Genomic DNA, 18,678 nt, shown 5'->3' with positions numbered 1-18,678 from the left:
TGGTAGGAATGCAACGCCGGGTAGCGACACTGTATAATAGCGGGCTATCTTCCACCCTAGCAGCGACGCTGCATCAACCAACTTCTCAGCCATGTTGATTCTGCCGGGTTCCAACGCCCTGTCCGCCTTCCGTAGCCAACGCCTCCTGTCGCAACTCCAAGCCGTCGCACCATCGATTGCCGCAGTCCAGGCCCGCTTCTATCACTTCATTGACGCCAGCGCACCGCTGAGTGTCGACGACACCGAGCGCCTGTCGGCCATGCTCACCTATGGCGAGCCTGCGGCGCAGACGCTGTACGAGGGCGTGACCGAGGAGTTCTTCGTCATCCCGCGCCTGGGCACGATCTCGCCGTGGGCCTCGAAGGCCACCGACATCGCCCACAACTGCGGCATGCATCATGTGCACCGGATCGAGCGCGGCGTGGGTTATACCGTCGTGCTCAGAAGCGGCATCCTGGGCACCGGGATCGGCGCGCCGAAGAAGCTGGCCGAGCAGGAACTGCAGGCTGTCGCCGCGCTGCTGCACGACCGCATGACCGAGACCGTGCTGCGCAGCGCCGACGAAGCGCAGCGCCTGTTCGACGAACTCGAAGGCCGGCCGCTCGAGACCGTGGACGTGATCGGGCAGGGCCGCGACGCGCTGGTGCGCGCCAACCTTGAACTGGGCCTGGCGATGTCGGTCGACGAGATCGACTACCTGCACGACGCCTTCACCAAAGCACAGCGCAACCCGACCGACGTCGAGCTGATGATGTTCGCGCAGGCGAACTCGGAACACTGCCGCCACAAGATCTTCAACGCCGACTGGATCATCGACGGCGTCACGCAGGACAAGTCGCTGTTCGGCATGATCAAGAACACCCACCAGCTCAATCCGCGCGGCACCGTGGTCGCCTACAGCGACAACTCCTCGATCATCGAGGGCGCCACCGTGACGCGTTTCTACCCGCGCCAAGGCCAGCAATACGCGCCCTCGACCGAGCTGGTGCACACCCTGATGAAGGTCGAGACCCACAACCACCCGACCGCCATTTCCCCGTTCCCGGGCGCCTCCACCGGCGCCGGCGGCGAGATCCGCGACGAGGGCGCGACCGGCCGCGGCGCCAAGCCGAAGGCGGGCCTGACCGGCTTCACGGTGTCGAACCTGCTGCTGCCGGACGCCCGGCGTCCGTGGGAAAACGCCAGCGACGTCACGAAGGGCGAGGCCGGCCGCGTGGACGCGGTGTACGGCAAGCCGGAGCGCATCGCCTCGCCGCTGCAGATCATGATCGACGGCCCGATCGGCGGCGCCGCCTTCAGCAACGAATTCGGCCGTCCGGTGCTGGGCGGCTACTTCCGTTCCTACGAGCAGAACGTCGGCGCGGCCGGCAACGTGTACGGCTACCACAAGCCGATCATGATCGCCGGCGGCATCGGCAACATCTCCGCCGAGCACACCCACAAGGACGATATCCCGGTCGGCAGCCTGCTGATCCAGCTGGGCGGCCCGGGCATGCGCATCGGCATGGGCGGCTCGGCCGCGTCCTCGATGGCCACCGGCACCAATACCGCCGACCTGGACTTCGATTCGGTCCAGCGCGGCAATCCGGAGATGGAGCGCCGCGCCCAGGAAGTCATCAACGGCTGCTGGCAGATGGGCGCGGACAATCCGATCATCTCGATCCACGACGTGGGCGCGGGCGGCCTGTCGAACGCCTTCCCGGAGATCGTCAACGACGCCAAGCGCGGCGCCCTGTTCGACCTGCGCAAGGTGCCGCTGGAAGAGAGTGGCATGGCGCCGAAGGAAATTTGGTCAAACGAGTCGCAGGAGCGATATGTGTTGGCGATTGCGCCAATGGACCTTGATAAATTTGCATCGATGTGCGAGCGCGAGCGCTGCCCCTACGCCGTGGTCGGCACCGCGACCGAAGAGCGCCAGCTGCGCGTGATCGATCCGCAGGCGGACAACTATCCGGTCGACATGCCGATGGACGTCCTGCTCGGCAAGCCGCCCAAGATGCTGCGCGACGTCGCGCACGTGAAGTACGACTTCCCGGCGATCGACTTGACCGGCATCGAACTGGCGGAAGCCGCGCGCCGCGTGCTCCTGAACCCGACCGTGGCCGACAAGTCCTTCCTGATCACCATCGGCGACCGCACGGTGGGCGGCATGACCGTGCGCGACCAGATGGTCGGTCCGTGGCAGGTGCCCGTAGCCGACTGCGCCGTCACCGCCATGTCCTACGAGGGCTTCCTGGGCGAAGCGATGGCGATGGGCGAGCGCACCCCGCTGGCCGTGATCGACGCCGCCGCCTCGGGCCGCATGGCCGTGGGCGAGGCGATCACCAACATCGCCGCCGCCGCCATCGACCAGATTGGCGACATCAAGCTGTCGGCCAACTGGATGGCGGCCTGCGGCCAGCCGGGCCAGGACGCCGCGCTGTTCGACACCGTCAAGGCGGTCGGCATGGAGCTGTGCCCGGCATTGGGCGTCTCCATCCCGGTCGGCAAGGATTCGCTGTCGATGCGCACCACCTGGAGCGAGGAGGGCGCCAGCAAGTCGGTGATCTCGCCGGTGTCCCTGATCGTGTCCTCGTTCGCGCCGGTCGTGGACGTGCGCCGCTCGCTGACCCCGCAGCTGCGGCTCGACGCCGGCGACACCGCGCTGGTGCTGGTGGACCTCGGCCGCGGCAAGAACCGCCTGGGCGCATCGATCCTGGCCCAGGTGTTCCAGCAGATCGGCGACAGCGTGCCGGACGTCGACTCGGCGCAAGACCTGAAGGCCTTCTTCGACGCCATCCAGCGTCTCAACAAGGAAGGCAAGCTGCTGGCCTACCACGACCGCTCGGACGGCGGCCTGTATGCGACCCTGGCCGAGATGGCCTTCGCCGGCCGCGCCGGCGTGTCGGTCAACCTCGACATCCTGGCCATGGAGGGCGAGCACGCTTCCGACTGGGGCGACGCCAAGAACTGGGCGACCCAGGTGGGCGAGCGCCGCAACGAGATGACCCTGCGCGCGCTGTTCAGCGAAGAGCTGGGCGCGGTGCTGCAGGTGCGTAGCGAAGACAAGCAGGCCGTGATGGCGGTCCTGCGCGAGTTCGGCCTGGGCGCCTGCAGCCACATCATCGGCAAACCGAACGACCGCGGCGTGATCGAGTTCACCCGCGACGCCAAGCTGATCTACAGCGAAAAGCGCAGCACCCTACACCGCCTGTGGAGCGAGACCAGCTGGCGCATCGCGCGCCTGCGCGACAACCCGATGTGTGCCGACCAGGAATACGATCGCCTGCTGGACGAGCAGGACCCGGGCCTGTCGCCGAAGCTCACTTTCGACCTGTTGGACAACGTGGCGGCGCCCTTCATCGCGACCGGCGTGCGCCCGCGCGTGGCGATCCTGCGCGAGCAGGGCGTGAACTCGCACATCGAGACCGCCTGGGTCATGCACCAGGCCGGCTTTACCGCCGTCGACGTGCACATGAGCGACCTGATCGCCGGCCGCGCCAGGCTCGAGGACTTCCACGGCGTGATCGCCGTCGGCGGCTTCTCGTATGGCGACGTGCTGGGCGCGGGCGAGGGCTGGGCCAAGACCATCCTGTTCAATCCGCAGTTGTCGGATCAATTCGCCGCCTTCTTCGCGCGCAAGGACACCTTCGGCCTGGGCGTGTGCAACGGTTGCCAGATGCTGAGCAACCTGAAGTCGATCATCCCGGGCGCGCAGGCCTGGCCGAAGTTCACCCGCAACAAGTCGGAGCAGTTCGAAGCGCGCTTCGGCATGGTCGAGGTGCTGGACTCGCCGTCGATCTTCTTCGACGGCATGGCCGGCACCCAGGCGCCGCTGGCGATCGCCCACGGCGAAGGCTTCGCCGACTTCTCGCTGACCGGCGACGTCAATGCAGTGGTGAAATCGCTGCGCTACGTCGACAACCGCGGCCAGGCCACCGAGGCCTACCCCTTCAACCCGAACGGTTCGCCGGGCGGCCTGACCGCCGTCACCACCGAGGACGGGCGCTTCACCGCGATGATGCCGCACGCCGAGCGCGTGTTCCGCACCGCCGTGCACTCCTGGGCCCCGAGCGACTGGCCGGACGAGTCGCCGTGGATGCGCATGTTCCGCAACGCGCGCAAGTGGGTCGGCTGATCGGTTGACCGGACGACGAAAAGCGCCTCCTCGGAGGCGCTTTTTTCATGGCCGGTCCGGTTCAGGTGGCCCAGACGGGCTGGTCCTTGGTGCCGTTGCCGACCGGGGCAGGCTGGCCGCCCCCGGCGCCGCCTCCATCGTCTGCGGCGCCGCCAGCGCCGGCACCTGCACCGGCACCGCCACCCCCGGGTTCCGGAACCAGTCCGGCGTCGCCGCTACCGCCGCCGGCGCCCGGCATCGGCCGCGTCTGCGGATCCGCACCGCCTTGCCCAGCGCTGCCGCGGCTGGTCAGCGGCGCCCCCGGCGGCATCGCATTCGCCTCCGGCGGTGACGGCAAGAAGTCGCCCTGCTGGCTGTCGCCGCCATGGGCGCCGCCCGTGTAATGGCCCGCGTTCGACTGCATGCTGCCCGCGCCAGGGTCCTGGGGCGGCACCTGGTACTGCCACAATCCGCCCTGGGAGGCGTTCTGGCCATCCTGATTGGCAGGGTCTGCTTTCGCTCGTTCCTTGTCCATGCTGTCCTCCTGTGGATCAAACGGCTCGATCGTAGCCGTCCGGAGAAAAAATGGGCGCCAGGGTGCAGGCGCCCGGGTAGAGCTAGCTGCGGTCGGTACCGGCCGAGCCGCTCATGTTGCCGTCCGCATTGCCGGCCGACTCGACAGCATTGCCGCCGCCCGCGCCGCCGCTCGCCTGGGCTTTCCTGCTCGCCTCGATGCCGCCGATGGTGCCGGCTGCGGGATCGGTCGCGCTGCCGGCGCCGCTGTGCGGACGGCCGGGCGCATTCACATTGCTGTCGGCCGGTGCGCCGACGATCCCGCCGCCGTGGCCAGCCGCATTCGGCGTGTAGTGTCCTGCGTTCGATTCTTCGGCGCCGGCGCCGCTGCCGGGTGGCGGAACCTGGTAGCGCCACACGGACTCGGCCGACTGGTCGGCGCCCGCGCCGCCGCCGTCGCTAGCCGGCGTGCGGCTCGCGCCTGGCGAGTGCGCGGCCTCGCCCGGACCTTCACGGCCGCCGTCGAGTGCTGGTCCTGGCTGGGTGCGTTGTTCGCTGCTCATGGTGGTCTCCTGTTCGCTTGTCCTTGCTGTCGATCTTAGACAAGCCTGCCGAAACTTGAATAGGCGCACCTTCCGCGTTCCCGTAGGAGGCGTCCGAGGGCGTTGCATGAGCCTGCTGACAGGAAAATTATGCCGAAAGATCAATAGCTTGCGTGCCTGAGTTGACGTAAATCCCAAGCTCGTCCGCACGCGCATCATGGGGCGAGACGGTCGGGGCCGTCATCAACGACGAGGAGGTGTGCAATGCGCGCCTGCGCCTGCGCCGGCACAGGCAACAGAAATGGCCTTCTCATTCAGCGTTGAGCCAGGCTGCTAGTCTTGCCGGCGCCGAGGCCGTCGCTCAGCTTCCCGCGGGCGGGGGGGGCTCTCTTTTTGTCCTCGTCGGAAATAGTGCGCTCGATCCAGCTTCTGTAATGCGATATGCGAACGTTATTCCCGCCGTCGCCGTATCGGGCGCCGTGGAAGGTCCGGATATCCCGGTCACTGCTCACCCACGCAACCAGGCCGGCGAGTTCCCACCGTGTATCACGCAGGATCAGGACTGGGCTTCCACTATCGCCGTTACCCGACATGCCTTCCAGCGGAAGGGCGGAGGCCGGCGCATCAAAGGTGTAGGAGATCCAGCGGTCATCGACGCTGGAAATGACGTTGTAGGCTCTGCGCAAGAGGGTGCGATGCGGGCTCTGCGCTGCGATACCCTTGTCGCCACTGCCGGTGGCGCCCTTGCCAATCAGTTGGACGGTCTTGCCGAGTTCGTCATCGCCGCTGTAAAGCGGCACCGGGGGGACATCCGTAACAGGGGCCGTCAGCCTGACCAGCGCGATGTCATCGGAAGAGGCAAGAAACGCCCTCAGCCTGGCGCCTTCGCCGGAGGCGAGGACTTCCTGGACCAGTTCCTCTGGCGGTGTCTTGTATCCCGGGTGGACGATGATGGCGGCGACCCGGCGCGGCAGGCCATTGATGACGACGTCCTGATTGGGGTGCATGCACGCGACGTGCGCGGCGGTCACGACCCATTGCGGAGCGATCAGGACGCCATGTCCTTCCTGGTGAAAATCGGCTAGCGCTGGAAGCGTCGAGGCGGGGACGCGGTACTTGTCGTCATCGACGTCGTCACGGATGATGATCGCGCCGGACGTGGATGACATCGCCAGCAGGGCCAGGAAGGAGGCTATTTTCACATACTTCATATCGTGTACATCTCCATCTTCTCGTGGATCATCAGCCGGGTATTCCGCTTGCGTTCCATGCGCGCGTGCAGGCGCCGTCCCGGCTTCATTTGTCGTATGCCATAAAAAAACCCCAAAAGCTGCGAGACAACTTTTGGGGTTCAGTTCAGAAACTGCGCTTCTGAGTAATAGAGACTTACTGGATCTTGGCCTTCTTGACCAGGCTTTCGCGGTACTGCGCCAGCTGGCGCTGCTGCAGCGATTCCGCGACCTGCTGCTTGACTTCGTCCAGGGCCGGGATCTTGGCCTGGCGCACGTCTTCCAGCTTGATCACGTGGAAGCCGTACTGGCTCTTGACCGGGGTGTCGGTGATGGCGCCTTTTTGCAGGGCAACCATGGCCTTCGAGAACTCAGGCACGTAGTTGGCCGGGCTCGCCCAGTCCAGGTCGCCGCCGTTGGCCGCCGAACCGTCCTTGGAGTGCTGCTTGGCCAGGTCTTCGAACTTGGCGCCGCCCTTGAGCTTGGTGATGATGGACTTCGCTTCGTCTTCGGTCGGGACCAGGATGTGGCGCGCGTGATATTCCTTGTCGCCCACCTGCGCCTTGTACTTGTCGTACTCGGCCTTGATGGCGGCGTCGGAGATCGGGTTCTTCTTGACGTAGTCGGCCAGCATCGCGTTGATGATGATGCTCTGGCGGGCGTTGTCGATAGCTGCCTTGACGTCGGCGCGGCCGCCGATGCCTTGCTTGTCGGCCTCCTGGATCAGGACTTCGCGGCCGATCAGGTCTTTCTTGATCGCGTCGCGCAGCTGTGGCGAATCGGTGGCGCGGCCTTGTGCGACCAATTGCTTGACCAGCTGGTCAACCTTTGCCGCCGGGATGGGCTTGCCGTTGACGGTGGCGGCGTTCTGCGCGAAAGCAGGCGCGGCGATCATCGCGGCCGTGGCCAAGCTGATTGCCAAAGTCAGGCGGGCTGGCTTCAAAATCATTGTTGAGGTCCTATCTAAACACGAAAAAGTTCGCCGCAGGCGGCAAGAACCGGTGCCTGCAGGCACCGGCGGTAGTACATCTTACTGCACCTTTGCCTTTTTGACCATTTGGTCGCGGTAGTCAGTCAGTTTTTTCTGAGCCAGGGCGTCCTGGATCTGCGGCTTGACTTCCTCCAGCGACGGCAGCTTGGCGGCACGGGTGTCGTCCAGCTTGATGACGTGGAAGCCGTTGGCGGTCTTGACCGGCTTCTCGGTCACGCCGCCCTTCTGCAGGCCGGTGAAGCCGGCAGCGAACTCGGGCGGGAAGGAGGACGGGGTCGCCCAGTCCAGGTCGCCGCCGTTGTTGGCGGTGCCGGTGTCCTTCGACTGCTTGGCCAGCTCTTCGAACTTGGCGCCGGCCTTGATCTTGCCGATCACGGCATTCGCGTCGGCCTCGGTGTCGAGGAGGATGTGGCGCACGTGGTATTCCTTGTCGCCGGTCTGGGCCTTGAAGCGGTCGTACTCGGCCTTGATCTCGGCGTCGGTCACCGGGTTCTTCTGGATGTATTCGCGGGCCAGCTGGTTGACGACGATGGACTGGCGCGCATTGTCGAGCGCGGCGCGCACTTCCGGCTTCTTGTCGTAACCCTGCTTGATCGCTTCCTGCATCAGCACTTCGCGGGCGATCAGCTCTTCCTTGATGGCCAGGCGCGTTTGCGGATTGTCCTGGGCCTGGCCGGCAGCGACGAGCTGCTTGACGGCTTCCTCGACGCGCGAAGTCGGGATGGCTTTGCCGTTGACGACGGCGAGGTTCTGCGCAAAAGCGGGTGCTGCGGACACGGCGATCAGAGCTAACAGCAGGTGTGCTGGCTTAAAAGTCATTTCTGGAATTCCTGTGGGAAGGGATGTGCTTGGACGAGATTTGATTAGTTCTTGTACTTCAAGTTCTGGTACTTCGCGTTACAGATTGTCGGCCACTATTCTTAAAGTAGACTGAAGATGAGCAGGGCTGAATGCCGGTGGCGCAGGCCAGCGGCAATCAGCCTCAAGCCGGTTCCGACGGCGCCAGGGCCGTGATGGCCAGGGCATGGATTTCCGCCTTGTTGATCATTTCGTGAACGGCATCATACACAAGACGATGGCGCATGACCAGCGTGAGGCCCTGGAACTTGTCCGACACGATTTTCACGCTGTAGTGGCTGCCGCCCGAGGCGGCGCCGGCGTGGCCGGCGTGCAGGTGCGAGTCGTCCTGGATGTCCAGCACGGAGGGGTTGAGTTCGGCCTGCAGGCGCTCGCGCAGGCGTTCGGTACGGCTAGCTTCCATTTTTAGCATCCTCCTGGATATGTTTGGAGAGGAAAAGCGATTGAATGACGATAAAGGCGAACAAGATTCCGCTGATGCCGAACAGCTTGAAGCTGACCCAGGCGCCGGTATCGGACCGGAACACCACGAAGGCCATCAGGAGGTTGAGCAGCCCCAGTCCGATGAAGAAGGCAACCCATGCATACAGGACCCGGTTCCAGACCGCGTCCGGCAGGCTCATGGCGCCCCCGAGCGCCGAGCGCATCAGGTTCTTGCGGTAAATCAGCTGCGCCAGCAGCAGGACGACGCCGAATGCCCAGTACAGGATGGTCGGCTTCCACTTGATGAAGGTGTCGTCGTGGAAGTAGATGGTGGCGCCCCCGGCGATCACGACCACGCCCAGCGACAGCCACAGCATGCCGTCGACCTTGCGGCGGCGCGCCAGCAGGTAGACGATCTGCAGCACCGTGGCCACGATCGTGACGGCGGTCGCCAGCAGGATCGGCGACTGCGAGGCCGGCACCGCGCCGCCGGAAATCAGGAAGCCCAGGTAATCGGTGACCAGGCCGTGGGCCCAGTCCTGGTTGTTTTCCCCATACTTGTAGATGCCGAAGAACAGGATCACCGGCAGCATGTCGAACAAAAACTTGATCATTCTGGTGGTCCTCAGGCGGGTTCGAAGCGCATCGCCGCCGAATTGATGCAGTAGCGCAGGCCGGTGGGCGGCGGGCCGTCCGGGAACACGTGGCCGAGGTGGGCGTCGCAGACTGCGCAGATGATCTCGGTGCGCAGCATGCCGTGGCTGCGGTCTTCCTTTTCGATCACATTGTCCGGGTCGAGGGCCTTGAAGTAGCTCGGCCAGCCGCAGCCGGACTCGAACTTGGCGTCGGATTCGAACAGCGGGGTGTCGCAGCAGACGCAGTGGTAGATGCCGTGCTCGTGATGGTCCCAGTACTTGCCGGTGAAGGCGCGCTCGGTGGCGGCGTGGCGGGTCACCTGGTATTGCATCGGGTCCAGTTGGGCGCGCCACTCGGCGTCGCTCTTGCTCACTTTGTCGTTCATGTCGGTCTCACTTGTTGCGGGTGGTTCAGGACGAGCAGCTCACCTCGAGGTGCGCTGCCCAATCGGGCGGCAGGGCCGCGTACGATGCGTTTTCCGGCTGCTCGTCGAAGGGGCGCTCCAGCACGGCGAGCAGCTTGTGCACGCCGCTGAAATCGCCGTTCTGGGCCTGTTCGATCGCGGTCTGGGCCAGGTAGTTGCGCAGCACGTATTTCGGGTTGACGCGCTGCATGGCGGGACGGCGCAATGCGTCCTGGCTGCCTTCCAGGCGCAGGCGGGCGCGGTATTGGCCGGCCCAGGCGTCGAAGGCTGCGCGGTCGAGGAACAGGTCGCGCAGGGGCGCGTCCTCGTCCTGGCCGCCGTCAAGGCGCAAGTCGCCGAGGAGGCGGAAGAACAGCGTGAAGTCGGCGTGGTTGGCCTGCAGCAGCTGGAACATGGCCTCGAACAGGGCGCTGTCCTCCTCGCGCGTGTCGAACAGGCCGAGCTTGGCATGCAGGAGCTCGTCCAGTTTTTCGCCGAAGGCGGGACGGTAGGCGTCGAGCGCTTCCTCGGTGTCTTCCGGGGTGCCGATCAGCGGCAGGAGGGCGTTGCCGAGGGCGTAGCAGTTCCAGTGTCCCACCGGCACCTGGTTGGCATAGGAGTAGCGGCCGCCCTGGTCGGTGTGGTTGCAGATGTGGTTGGCGTCGAAGGCTTCCATGAAGCCGAAGGGGCCGTAGTCGAGCGTCAGGCCGAGGATCGACATGTTGTCGGTGTTCATGACCCCGTGCATGAAGCCGACCGCCTGCCACTGGGCAATCATCCGGGCGGTACGGCGCGTGACTTCGGCCAGCAGTTCTTTATACGGGTTGGCGGCGCCCAGGAATTCCGGATACCAGTTCTTGATGACGTAGTCGGCCAGGATGCGCAGTTCGTCCTGCTTGCCGCGGTAATGCCAGTGCTCGAAGGAGCCGAAGCGCACGAAAGTCGGCGCCATGCGCGTGACGACGGCGGCGGTTTCGACGGTTTCGCGCATGACGCGCTGGTGCGAACCGGTCAGCATCAGGGCGCGGGTGGTGGGAATGCCGAGCGCGGCCATCGCTTCCGAGCACAGGAACTCGCGGATCGAGGAACGCAGCACCGCGCGGCCATCGCCCATGCGCGAATACGGCGTCAGGCCGGCGCCCTTGAGCTGCACTTCCATGGACCCGCCGGCGGCCGGCAGGTCGCCCAGCACGATGGCGCGCCCGTCGCCGAGCTGGCCGGCCCAGACGCCGAACTGGTGGCCCGAATAGACGGCGGACAGGGGCTGGGAACGGACCGCCACCTTGTTGCCGGTAAACACGGCGACGAAATCCTCCTGCGCCAGCGCCTGCGGATCGAGCCCTAGCTGCGCCGCCGCGGGTGCGCTGGCAGCGATGAAATAGGGCGACGGCAAGGGCGTCGGCATCAGCCGGGTATGGAAGGCCGGCGGCAACTCGGCAAACGAGTTGTTGAAGGGGAGTTCGTCGGCAGTGATGGCAGCTCCTTTGGTGCGCGGTCGGCACGGTTATGCGTGTGGTATCGGCAGGATTCTACCGTACCGGGCCGATTCCCATGGCGCACGGCTGCATGCGGCCATGCTGCGCCGCGCAATCGAATTGCGTTGACGCGAGCGCGAGCGGGAGCCGACACTCGACATATAGTTGCCAATCAGCATATGGGAGACGAGATGAACACCGCAGTCGACGCTTACCCGGCCAGCCCCCTGATGGGCCAGATGATGGACCAGCCGCTGCTGGTCTCGAGCATCATCGCATTCGCCGCCCGCCACTACGGATCCGGCGAGATCGTGTCGCGCCGGGTGGAGGGCGACATCCACCGCTATACCTACCGCGACTGCGAGGCGCGCGCGCGCCGCATGGCGCAGGCTTTGCGAACGCTGGGCGTGGCGATGGGCGACCGGGTCGCGACGCTGGCCTGGAACGGCTACCGCCACATGGAGCTGTACTATGCCGTATCCGGCTCGGGCGCGGTGCTGCATACGATCAACCCGCGCCTGCATCCCGAGCAGATCGCCTACATCCTCAACCATGCCGAGGGCCAGTACCTGTTCTTCGACATGACGTTCCTGCCCGCGATCGAGCAGATGGCGCGCCACTGCAAGACCATCAAGGGCTACGTGGCGATGTGCGAGCGCGCCCACATGCCGCGCGAGACCGACATCCCGCTGCTGCTGTGCTACGAGGACCTGATCGCGTCCGCTTCCGACGACTACGCCTGGCCGCAGTTCGACGAGCGTTCGGCGGCAAGCCTGTGCTACACCTCGGGCACCACCGGCAACCCGAAAGGCGCGCTGTACTCGCACCGCTCGACCGTGCTGCACGCCTACGCCTCGGCCATGCCGAACGCGCTGAACGTCTCGGCTCGTGACGTCGTGCTGCCGGTGGTGCCGATGTTCCACGTGAATGCCTGGGGGCTGCCGTATTCGGTGCCGCTGTCGGGCGCGAAGCTGGTGTTTCCGGGCCCGGCCCTGGACGGCAAGTCTCTCTACGAGCTGTTCGAGGCCGAAGGCGTCACTTTCTCGGCCGGCGTGCCGACCGTCTGGCTTGGCCTGGTCAATCACGTGCAGCAGACCGGACTGCGTTTTTCCACGTTCCGGCGCACGGTGATCGGCGGCTCGGCCTGCCCGCCGGCCATGATGGATACCCTGATCGACGAATTGGGCGTCGAAGTGGTGCACGCCTGGGGCATGACCGAGATGTCGCCGCTGGGCACCGCCTGCACCCTGCTGGGCAGGCACCTGGCGCTGCCGCGGGAAGCGCAGCGCGCCGCGCTGCGCAAGCAGGGACACGCCATCTATGGCGTCGACATGAAGATTGTCGACGACGACGGCAGCGAGCTGCCCTGGGACGGCGCGACCTACGGGCACCTCCTGGTGAAAGGCCCGTGGGTGGTGTCGGGGTATTTCCGGGGCGAGGGCGGCGAGGTCCTGCAGGACGGCTGGTTCCCGACCGGCGACGTCGCCACCATCGACGCCGACGGCTACTTGCAGATCACGGACCGCAGCAAGGATGTGATCAAGTCCGGCGGCGAATGGATCGGCTCGATCGACCTGGAGAACATCGCGATGGCGCATCCGGCGGTGCTGCAGGCGGCCTGCATCGGCGTGGCGCACCCGAAGTGGGCGGAACGCCCCTTGCTGGTGGTGGTCAGGCGTCCCGGCGCTTCGGTGTCGCGCGAGGAACTGCTGGGCTTCTTCGAAGGCAAGGTGGCCAAGTGGTGGATCCCGGATGACGTCGTCTTCGCCGAGGCGCTGCCGGTCGGCGGCACCGGCAAGATCCAGAAGAACAAGCTGCGCGACATCTACCAGGAGCACCGGCTGCCGACCGCTTGAGCTTCAAGCCGGCGGCACCCGGTTGAGCAAAGGCTCGCCGCGCTCGAAGGCGCTGATGCTGTCGATGGTGGTCCGCATGATCTGGCCGATCGCCTCCACCGTGAAGAAGGCCTGGTGGCCGGTGACGATCACGTTCGGGAAGGAAACCAGGCGCTGGATCACGTCGTCGCAGATGATGGTCGAGGACAGGTCCTGGAAAAACAGGTTCGCTTCCTGTTCATAGACGTCGATCGCCAGGCCGCCGAGCTGGCCGCTCTTGAGCGCCTCGATGGCCGCGTCGGTGTCGACCAGGCCGCCGCGGCTGGTGTTGACGAGGATGCTGCCGCGCTTGAGGCGGGACAGGTTCCCGGCATTGATGATGTAGCGGGTGGCCTCGGTGAGCGGACAGTGCAGCGACACCACGTCGCTGTGCGCGAGCAGCTCGTCGACCGCGACGTAGCGCCCGCCGGTGTCTTCGAAGGCCCCGCTCGGATAGGGATCGTGGCCCAGGATGGTGCAGCCGAAGCCGGCCATGATGCGGGCGAAAATGACGCCGATCTTGCCGGTGCCGATGACGCCGATCGTCTTGCCGTGCAGGTCGAAGCCCATCAAGCCCTCGAGGTCGAAATTGCCGTCGCGGGTGCGGGCGCTGGCGCGCGCGATCTTGCGGTTCACGCCCAGCAGCAGGCCTACCGCGAACTCGGCGACCGAGTAGGGAGAATAGTCGGTGACGCGCACCACCTCGATGCCCAGCTTTCCTGCCGCCGCCACGTCGATCTGGTTGTAGCCGGTGGAGCGGGTCGCCACCAGCCGGGTGCCCTGGCGGGCCAGTACATCGAGCACCTGCGCGTCGACGGTGTCGTTGACGAACACGCACACGGCTTCGCAGCCCTCGGCCAGGTTCGCGCTCGCCAGGCTCAGGCGGTCTTCGATAAAGCGCAACTCGTGGCCGGCCTCCTGGTTGGCGCGCGCCAGCAGGGTCTTGTCGTAGCGGCGGGCGCTGTAGACGGCTGTTTTCATCGTGTTGTCCTTTCGTTCAGGTCGTGGCCACGTGCCAGGGCGGCGGATCGCCGCTGCGGTACAGTGCTTCGAGCGCCGCGGCCGGCAGCGGGCGCGACAGCAGGTAGCCCTGGATCTCGTCGCAGCCGTGCTGCTGCAGGAAGGCGGCCTGGCCCGGCGTCTCCACGCCTTCCGCGTTGACCTGCATGCCCAGCGTGGTGGCGAAGGAGATCACGGCCAGCGTCACCGCCGCCGCGCTCTGGTCCTGCTCGATCTCCTGGATGAACGAGCGGTCGATCTTGAGCTTGTCGACGCGGAAGTGGCGCAGGGCGCTCAGGCTCGAATAGCCGGTGCCGAAATCGTCGATCGAGATCCTCGCTCCCAGCGCCTTCAGTTCGTGCAGCAAGGTGGAAGCATACTCGAGGTCGTGCATGATCGAGCTTTCGGTGATCTCGAGCTCCAGGCAGCTGGGATGCAGGCCGGTGTCGCGCAGCACGCCGTCCACCACCTCGACGATGCGGCGGTCGCGCAACTGGCGGGCCGCGACGTTGACCGCGACCGGGGTGCGCGGCAGGCCGTCGCGCTGCCACCGGGCGGCCTGGCGGCAGGCCTCGGCCAGCACGTGTTCGCCGAGCGCCACGATGAGGGACGATTCCTCGGCCAGCGGGATGAATTCGGCCGGCGGCAGCAGGCCGCGCCTGGGGTGCTGCCAGCGCACCAGGGCTTCGACGCCGCGCCAGGCGCCGCTTCGCAGGTTCAGCTTGGGCTGGTAGTGCAGCACCAGCTGCCCGCCCGGGATGGCCTGGCGCAGCTCGGCTTCCCGTTCCATGCGCTCGGCCACCGCGGCGTCGCGCGTGCTGGCGTAGAACTGGACCCCGTCCTTGCCGGAGCGCTTGGCCCGGTGCATCGCCGAGTTCGCGCGCCGCAGCAGCAGCTCGGGGTCTTCGCCGTCCGACGGATAGGCACTGGCGCCGATGCTGCCGGTGACCACCACGTCCTTGCCCTCGAGCCGCACCGGCTCGCGCACCGCCGCCAGCAGCGCGTGCAGGCAGGGGCCGCAGCGCTCGACGCCGTCCAGGCCGGCCAGCACGATCACGAATTCGTCCGAGCCGATGCGCGCCACGGCGTCGCGGTCGGGCGCCACCCGGCGCAGGCGCTCGGCGGTCTCGACCAGGTAGGCGTCGCCGCAGGCATTGCCCAGGCCCGTATTCATGAAGCTGAAGCTGTCCAGGTCGAGGTAGGCGACCACCACCACCCGTCCTTCGCGCCGGGCGAGGGCAATGGCCGCGTGCAGGCGGTCGATCAGGAGCGGGCGGTTGGCCAGCCCGGTCAGGAGGTCGTGGGTGGCGCGGTATTCGAGCTCGCGGGTGCGCTCGGCGACCCGCAGTTCGAGGCTGTCGCGCGCCTGGCGCAACTCCTCGTTGAGCTGTACCAGCCGGGCCTGGTACAGGCGCGCGGACAGCACGCGGCCGATCGTGCTCGAGATATTGCTGAGAAAGTCGCGGTAGGGCCGCAGGGCGCGCGCATCCGCGATCTGCACCACCAGGCAGCCGAAATGCTGCTCCGGCGCGTGGATCGGGAAGCAATGCCCGGCGTGCCCGATGTTGCGCAGCAGGTTGGCGGCGGCGCCAGGGTCGGCCCCGCCCTTGCAGCAACGAAGCAGGGCGGCGATGGCCGGCGTCGGCGCAACGGTGCGTCCCTCGAGATGGACGTGGGCGTCGGCGATGCCGGGCACGCCCGCCAGCGCGCGCCGCACGAAGGCGGCCAAGCGCTCCTCGTCGGGCAGGGCGTCGATGGCTTGCTGGATGACCAGCAGGCGCCCCAGCACGGCGGCGCTGGGCGCCTCGCCGTCAGCGGCCGGGCTCGTGTCCATGGAGCGCCGCCGGATGCAGGTAGAAGGGGTTGCGCAGGATGTGGCCGCCGACGATCATGAGCGGGTGCACGCTCATGACGTCGAACATCATGGCGCCGTCGAACCGGCGCAGGTCGTACTGGCACATCACCGTCACCGGCGCTTCCCGCACCAGGTCGTTGATGCGCGATTCGCACTCGATGATGCGCTCGGCGCCGGGAATCCCGCGCAGGGCCCAGGTCATCTCGCCTGCGAAACGGGCGCCGGCCTGGCCCGCCGCCAGGCAATGTTCGTAGGCGGCGCGCAGGCGCGCCAGCATGGCGTCCGGATCGAAGTGGCCATCCGGAAAGTAGCCTTCGCTCACGGTGGCGATGTCGATGCGGCCCGGCAGGCCGCTGCCGGCCTGCTTCAGCCCGAGCTCGTCCATGACCCGCGGCAGCCCGGCGGCGTCGGGCACGTCGGCCACGTAGTTGAAGCATTCGTGCTCGAGCAGGGCGTGGCGGGCGAACGGCGGCAGGATGCGGCGCCGCTCCTCGTCGTCGCTGTACAGGTAACAGATGTGGGTGCCCTCCGGATAGCGCTCGTCCGTGAATCCAAGGCAGATGTGGCGTCGTTCTTCGCTCATGCGGCACCTCGCGTATCCCGTCCGGAAAAGGATACACCGGCGCCGCCGAAGGAGCTGTCCGCTTGCGCGTGGATGCCGCGCCGGAGCGGCCGGCTAGCGGTCCCGGCCCGGCAGGACGTGGCGGAAGGTGGGCTCGATCCCGAGTGCGTGCAGGTGGCGCACGATGTCTTCCAGCGTCGCGTCCTTCAGCAGCAGGCCGCTGCTCGGCGCCGCCGCCGGCACGGGCACGGCGGCGGCCTCGGCCTCGGACGGCCGCTGCATGGCGGCCAGCGCTTCCTGGAACTGTGCCGGCGCGATGCTTTCCAGGCCTTCCAGGAAGGCCAGCTGGGCCGCCGCGGGCGGCGCCATGTCCAGTCCTTCCTCCCCGGCGAACGAAGCGCCCATGCCGGGATGGATGAAGGCGGCCCACTTGCCGGTCTCGCCGTGCGGGCAGGGCGGCAGCGCGACCGCCCGGGCGGCCTGCAGGCGCAGCTCCGGGAACCAGGCGTCATGCAGCAGGGCAAGGAAACGGTCGGCCACTGCCACCGGCACCGCCTCGCGCAGCGAGAGCCACAGGCGGAAGGACTTGTCCCCGCTGATGCTCACCGCCGGCGCCGGGAAGCCCAGTTTTTCCTGCAGCGTATTGGCCACTTGGCAGAGCTCTTCCCAGTGGCGGCTCGCGTCGCCGGGCGCGCGCGGGAAGTCGACGACGATGGCGCGCATGCGGCCCTCGGGCGATACCAGCGGCGTGGCGGCGCTGCGCTGCTCGGCCGGGCCGGCCGGTTCGAGGCCGGGCAGGAGGTAGAGCCGGATCAGTTGTGCGGTCAGTTTTTCCATGTGCGGTGCATGAGGGTGGCGGGAGGCGCGTATTCTGGCACATCGCGCCGCGCCAGAAAATAATAGGCGCTGTTCTCGTTACGTGTGGAAGATGCCGATTGCCGCTCTCAGGAAGCGCTCGGGCGATGCGATGCGCTCCCCATCGAGCGCCCAGCGCCAGCCGAGGTAGTTGGGCAGGTAGCGCGAGGCCACGCCGTGAAATCGCGACAGCCAGTTGCGCAGGCGCTGGTGATAGGAGTTGACGTTCTGCACGTGAATTGCGCCGCGCACCCGCTCACCCAGGCGCAGGTTGACGAAGGCGTGCGCGAGACGTGCCTGGCGGGCAAAGGTCCTGTAGGCGGCATGGGCATCGGTCACCAGCAGTACGTCCGGATCGAGCACAGGCAGCAGGTGACGGTGCAACTGCGTGGCCGTCACTGCTGCGCGCCCCGTGACGAAGGAACAGGTCTGGCCGGAACGGTCGCGCGCGACCAGGATGCAGTCGTGTTGATGGGTGATGCCCCGCCTGCGGGCGACGCCGCCGCGCTTGCGAGCCGGCCGGTCGAGCGTGCGCGAACCCTTTTGCGATTCCAGGAGAAACAGTTCGTCGGCTTCGGCGATGCCGGCCAGGCGTTCCGGTTGGTCCAGCCTTGCGCCATTCAGAAAGCGGTGACGCCAGCGAAAGCTGGTCGTGCGGTGCACGCCAAGCAGCTTGGCTGACGCCCGCACGCTGCGCGACTCGAGCATTTCCTTGAGGAAGTCGAGCCATTTGCCGCGGTGGCGCAGGCGTGCCAGCGGCGTGCCGCTCAAGGCGCTGAAGGTGCGGCCACAAGCCCGGCACCGGTAGCGTTGCAGGCCGCGATTCATTCCGTGGCGATAGTGCCGGTGGCAAGCGCAATCGGGACAGCACAAGGGCGCTGTCCGCGCGCCGTCGATTGCCGCGCACACGCTGTCGAAGCCGGCCGCCGGCCGTAAGGCCGCCACCAGTTGTGCCCGCTGCTGCCGGGTAAGTAGCGGCAAGCTGCGCAGCAGTCGGGTAAAACCTGTCGGACGCACGGATCCTCCTGGCGATGCGATCCAGGTTGGACATCCATTCAGCCCGACAGTTCAGTTTCTACATCTAGCGCGAACAGCGCCAAATAATAGGCGCTGTTCTCGTTACGTGTGGAAGATGCCGATTGCCGCTCTCAGGAAGCGCTCGGGCGATGCGATGCGTTCCCCATCGAGCGCCCAGCGCCAGCCGAGGTAGTTGGGCAGGTAGCGCGAGGCCACGCCGTGAAATCGTGACAGCCAGTTGCGCAGGCGCTGGTGATAGGAGTTGACGTTCTGCACGTGAATTGCGCCGCGCACCCGCTCACCCAGGCGCAGGTTGACGAAGGCGTGCGCGAGACGTGCCTGGCGGGCAA

16 protein-coding genes and 1 pseudogene are annotated in these 18,678 nt (G+C 66.7%); 2 read left to right on the top strand and 15 right to left on the bottom strand.

Annotated features, from left to right (window positions below; genetic code table 11):
- Positions 1-91: 91 nt before the first annotated feature.
- On the top strand, positions 92-4,117 hold the full coding sequence (gene purL, locus ACK4S9_RS09560; RefSeq protein WP_409724701.1) for a phosphoribosylformylglycinamidine synthase: 4,026 nt from the start codon (positions 92-94) through the stop codon (positions 4,115-4,117).
- A gap of 61 nt (positions 4,118-4,178) precedes the next feature.
- Here purL and ACK4S9_RS09555 read toward each other — a convergent pair whose 3' ends face one another.
- The 9 genes from ACK4S9_RS09555 to ACK4S9_RS09515 form a co-directional block, all read right to left on the bottom strand.
- Complete coding sequence (locus tag ACK4S9_RS09555) at positions 4,179-4,631, bottom strand: hypothetical protein (protein WP_409724699.1); 453 nt, start codon at positions 4,629-4,631, stop codon at positions 4,179-4,181.
- Between the two features lie 82 nt (positions 4,632-4,713).
- Positions 4,714-5,172, bottom strand: a complete 459-nt coding sequence (locus ACK4S9_RS09550) for a hypothetical protein (RefSeq protein ID WP_409724696.1) — start codon at positions 5,170-5,172, stop codon at positions 4,714-4,716.
- Between the two features lie 293 nt (positions 5,173-5,465).
- Positions 5,466-6,362 carry a S1 family peptidase gene (locus tag ACK4S9_RS09545; RefSeq protein WP_409724693.1) on the bottom strand — a complete coding sequence of 299 codons (897 nt, stop codon included), beginning with the start codon at positions 6,360-6,362 and terminating at the stop codon, positions 5,466-5,468.
- Positions 6,363-6,537: 175 nt separating this feature from the next.
- On the bottom strand, positions 6,538-7,329 hold the full coding sequence (locus ACK4S9_RS09540) for a peptidylprolyl isomerase (protein WP_409724690.1): 792 nt from the start codon (positions 7,327-7,329) through the stop codon (positions 6,538-6,540).
- 81 nt (positions 7,330-7,410) lie between these two features.
- Positions 7,411-8,190: a peptidyl-prolyl cis-trans isomerase gene (locus ACK4S9_RS09535; protein WP_409724688.1), complete on the bottom strand. Its 780-nt coding sequence runs from the start codon at positions 8,188-8,190 to the stop codon at positions 7,411-7,413.
- 163 nt (positions 8,191-8,353) lie between these two features.
- Positions 8,354-8,632 carry a BolA family protein gene (locus ACK4S9_RS09530; RefSeq protein WP_409724685.1) on the bottom strand — a complete coding sequence of 93 codons (279 nt, stop codon included), beginning with the start codon at positions 8,630-8,632 and terminating at the stop codon, positions 8,354-8,356.
- Positions 8,622-9,263 (bottom strand): septation protein A, encoded by a 642-nt coding sequence (locus ACK4S9_RS09525; protein WP_409724901.1) that lies wholly within the window; start codon positions 9,261-9,263, stop codon positions 8,622-8,624. The genes ACK4S9_RS09530 and ACK4S9_RS09525 overlap by 11 nt, the downstream gene beginning before the upstream one ends.
- Positions 9,264-9,277: 14 nt before the next feature.
- A complete protein-coding gene (gene msrB / locus ACK4S9_RS09520) occupies positions 9,278-9,673 on the bottom strand; it encodes a peptide-methionine (R)-S-oxide reductase MsrB (RefSeq protein WP_409724682.1) in 396 nt (131 codons plus the stop codon).
- A gap of 25 nt (positions 9,674-9,698) precedes the next feature.
- Positions 9,699-11,165 carry a protein adenylyltransferase SelO gene (locus ACK4S9_RS09515; RefSeq protein WP_409724898.1) on the bottom strand — a complete coding sequence of 489 codons (1,467 nt, stop codon included), beginning with the start codon at positions 11,163-11,165 and terminating at the stop codon, positions 9,699-9,701.
- Positions 11,166-11,357: 192 nt separating this feature from the next.
- On the opposite strand from ACK4S9_RS09515, the gene ACK4S9_RS09510 reads away from it, so the two are divergent.
- Positions 11,358-13,022, top strand: coding sequence for a 3-(methylthio)propionyl-CoA ligase (locus ACK4S9_RS09510; RefSeq protein ID WP_409724679.1), 1,665 nt, complete (start codon positions 11,358-11,360; stop codon positions 13,020-13,022).
- Positions 13,023-13,025: 3 nt separating this feature from the next.
- On the opposite strand, the gene ACK4S9_RS09505 is transcribed toward ACK4S9_RS09510, so the two are convergent.
- The 6 genes and pseudogenes from ACK4S9_RS09505 to ACK4S9_RS09480 all read right to left on the bottom strand — a co-directional run.
- A complete protein-coding gene (locus ACK4S9_RS09505; protein ID WP_409724676.1) occupies positions 13,026-14,021 on the bottom strand; it encodes a 2-hydroxyacid dehydrogenase in 996 nt (331 codons plus the stop codon).
- Positions 14,022-14,037: 16 nt separating this feature from the next.
- Positions 14,038-15,873, bottom strand: coding sequence for a putative bifunctional diguanylate cyclase/phosphodiesterase (locus ACK4S9_RS09500; protein ID WP_409724673.1), 1,836 nt, complete (start codon positions 15,871-15,873; stop codon positions 14,038-14,040).
- Entirely contained in the window at positions 15,851-16,477 is a 627-nt protein-coding gene (locus ACK4S9_RS09495; protein WP_409724671.1) for an MEDS domain-containing protein, read from the bottom strand. Before ACK4S9_RS09495 ends, ACK4S9_RS09500 begins: the two co-directional genes overlap by 23 nt.
- Positions 16,478-16,570: 93 nt before the next feature.
- Positions 16,571-17,293: a hypothetical protein gene (locus ACK4S9_RS09490; protein WP_409724668.1), complete on the bottom strand. Its 723-nt coding sequence runs from the start codon at positions 17,291-17,293 to the stop codon at positions 16,571-16,573.
- A 78-nt stretch (positions 17,294-17,371) separates the two neighbouring features.
- The gene (locus tag ACK4S9_RS09485) at positions 17,372-18,328 is read right to left on the bottom strand and encodes an IS1595 family transposase (protein WP_409724665.1); all 957 of its coding nucleotides are present in this window, start codon (positions 18,326-18,328) and stop codon (positions 17,372-17,374) included.
- A gap of 102 nt (positions 18,329-18,430) precedes the next feature.
- Positions 18,431-18,678, bottom strand: a pseudogene (locus ACK4S9_RS09480) (IS1595 family transposase); the annotation flags it as partial.

Origin of the sequence: Massilia sp., from assembly GCF_046293535.1 — a bacterium.
Taxonomy (GTDB): Bacteria; Pseudomonadota; Gammaproteobacteria; order Burkholderiales; family Burkholderiaceae_D; genus Telluria.
The sequence above is the reverse complement of the archived record's forward strand: the minus strand, read 5'-3'. Positions and strand labels throughout refer to the sequence as shown.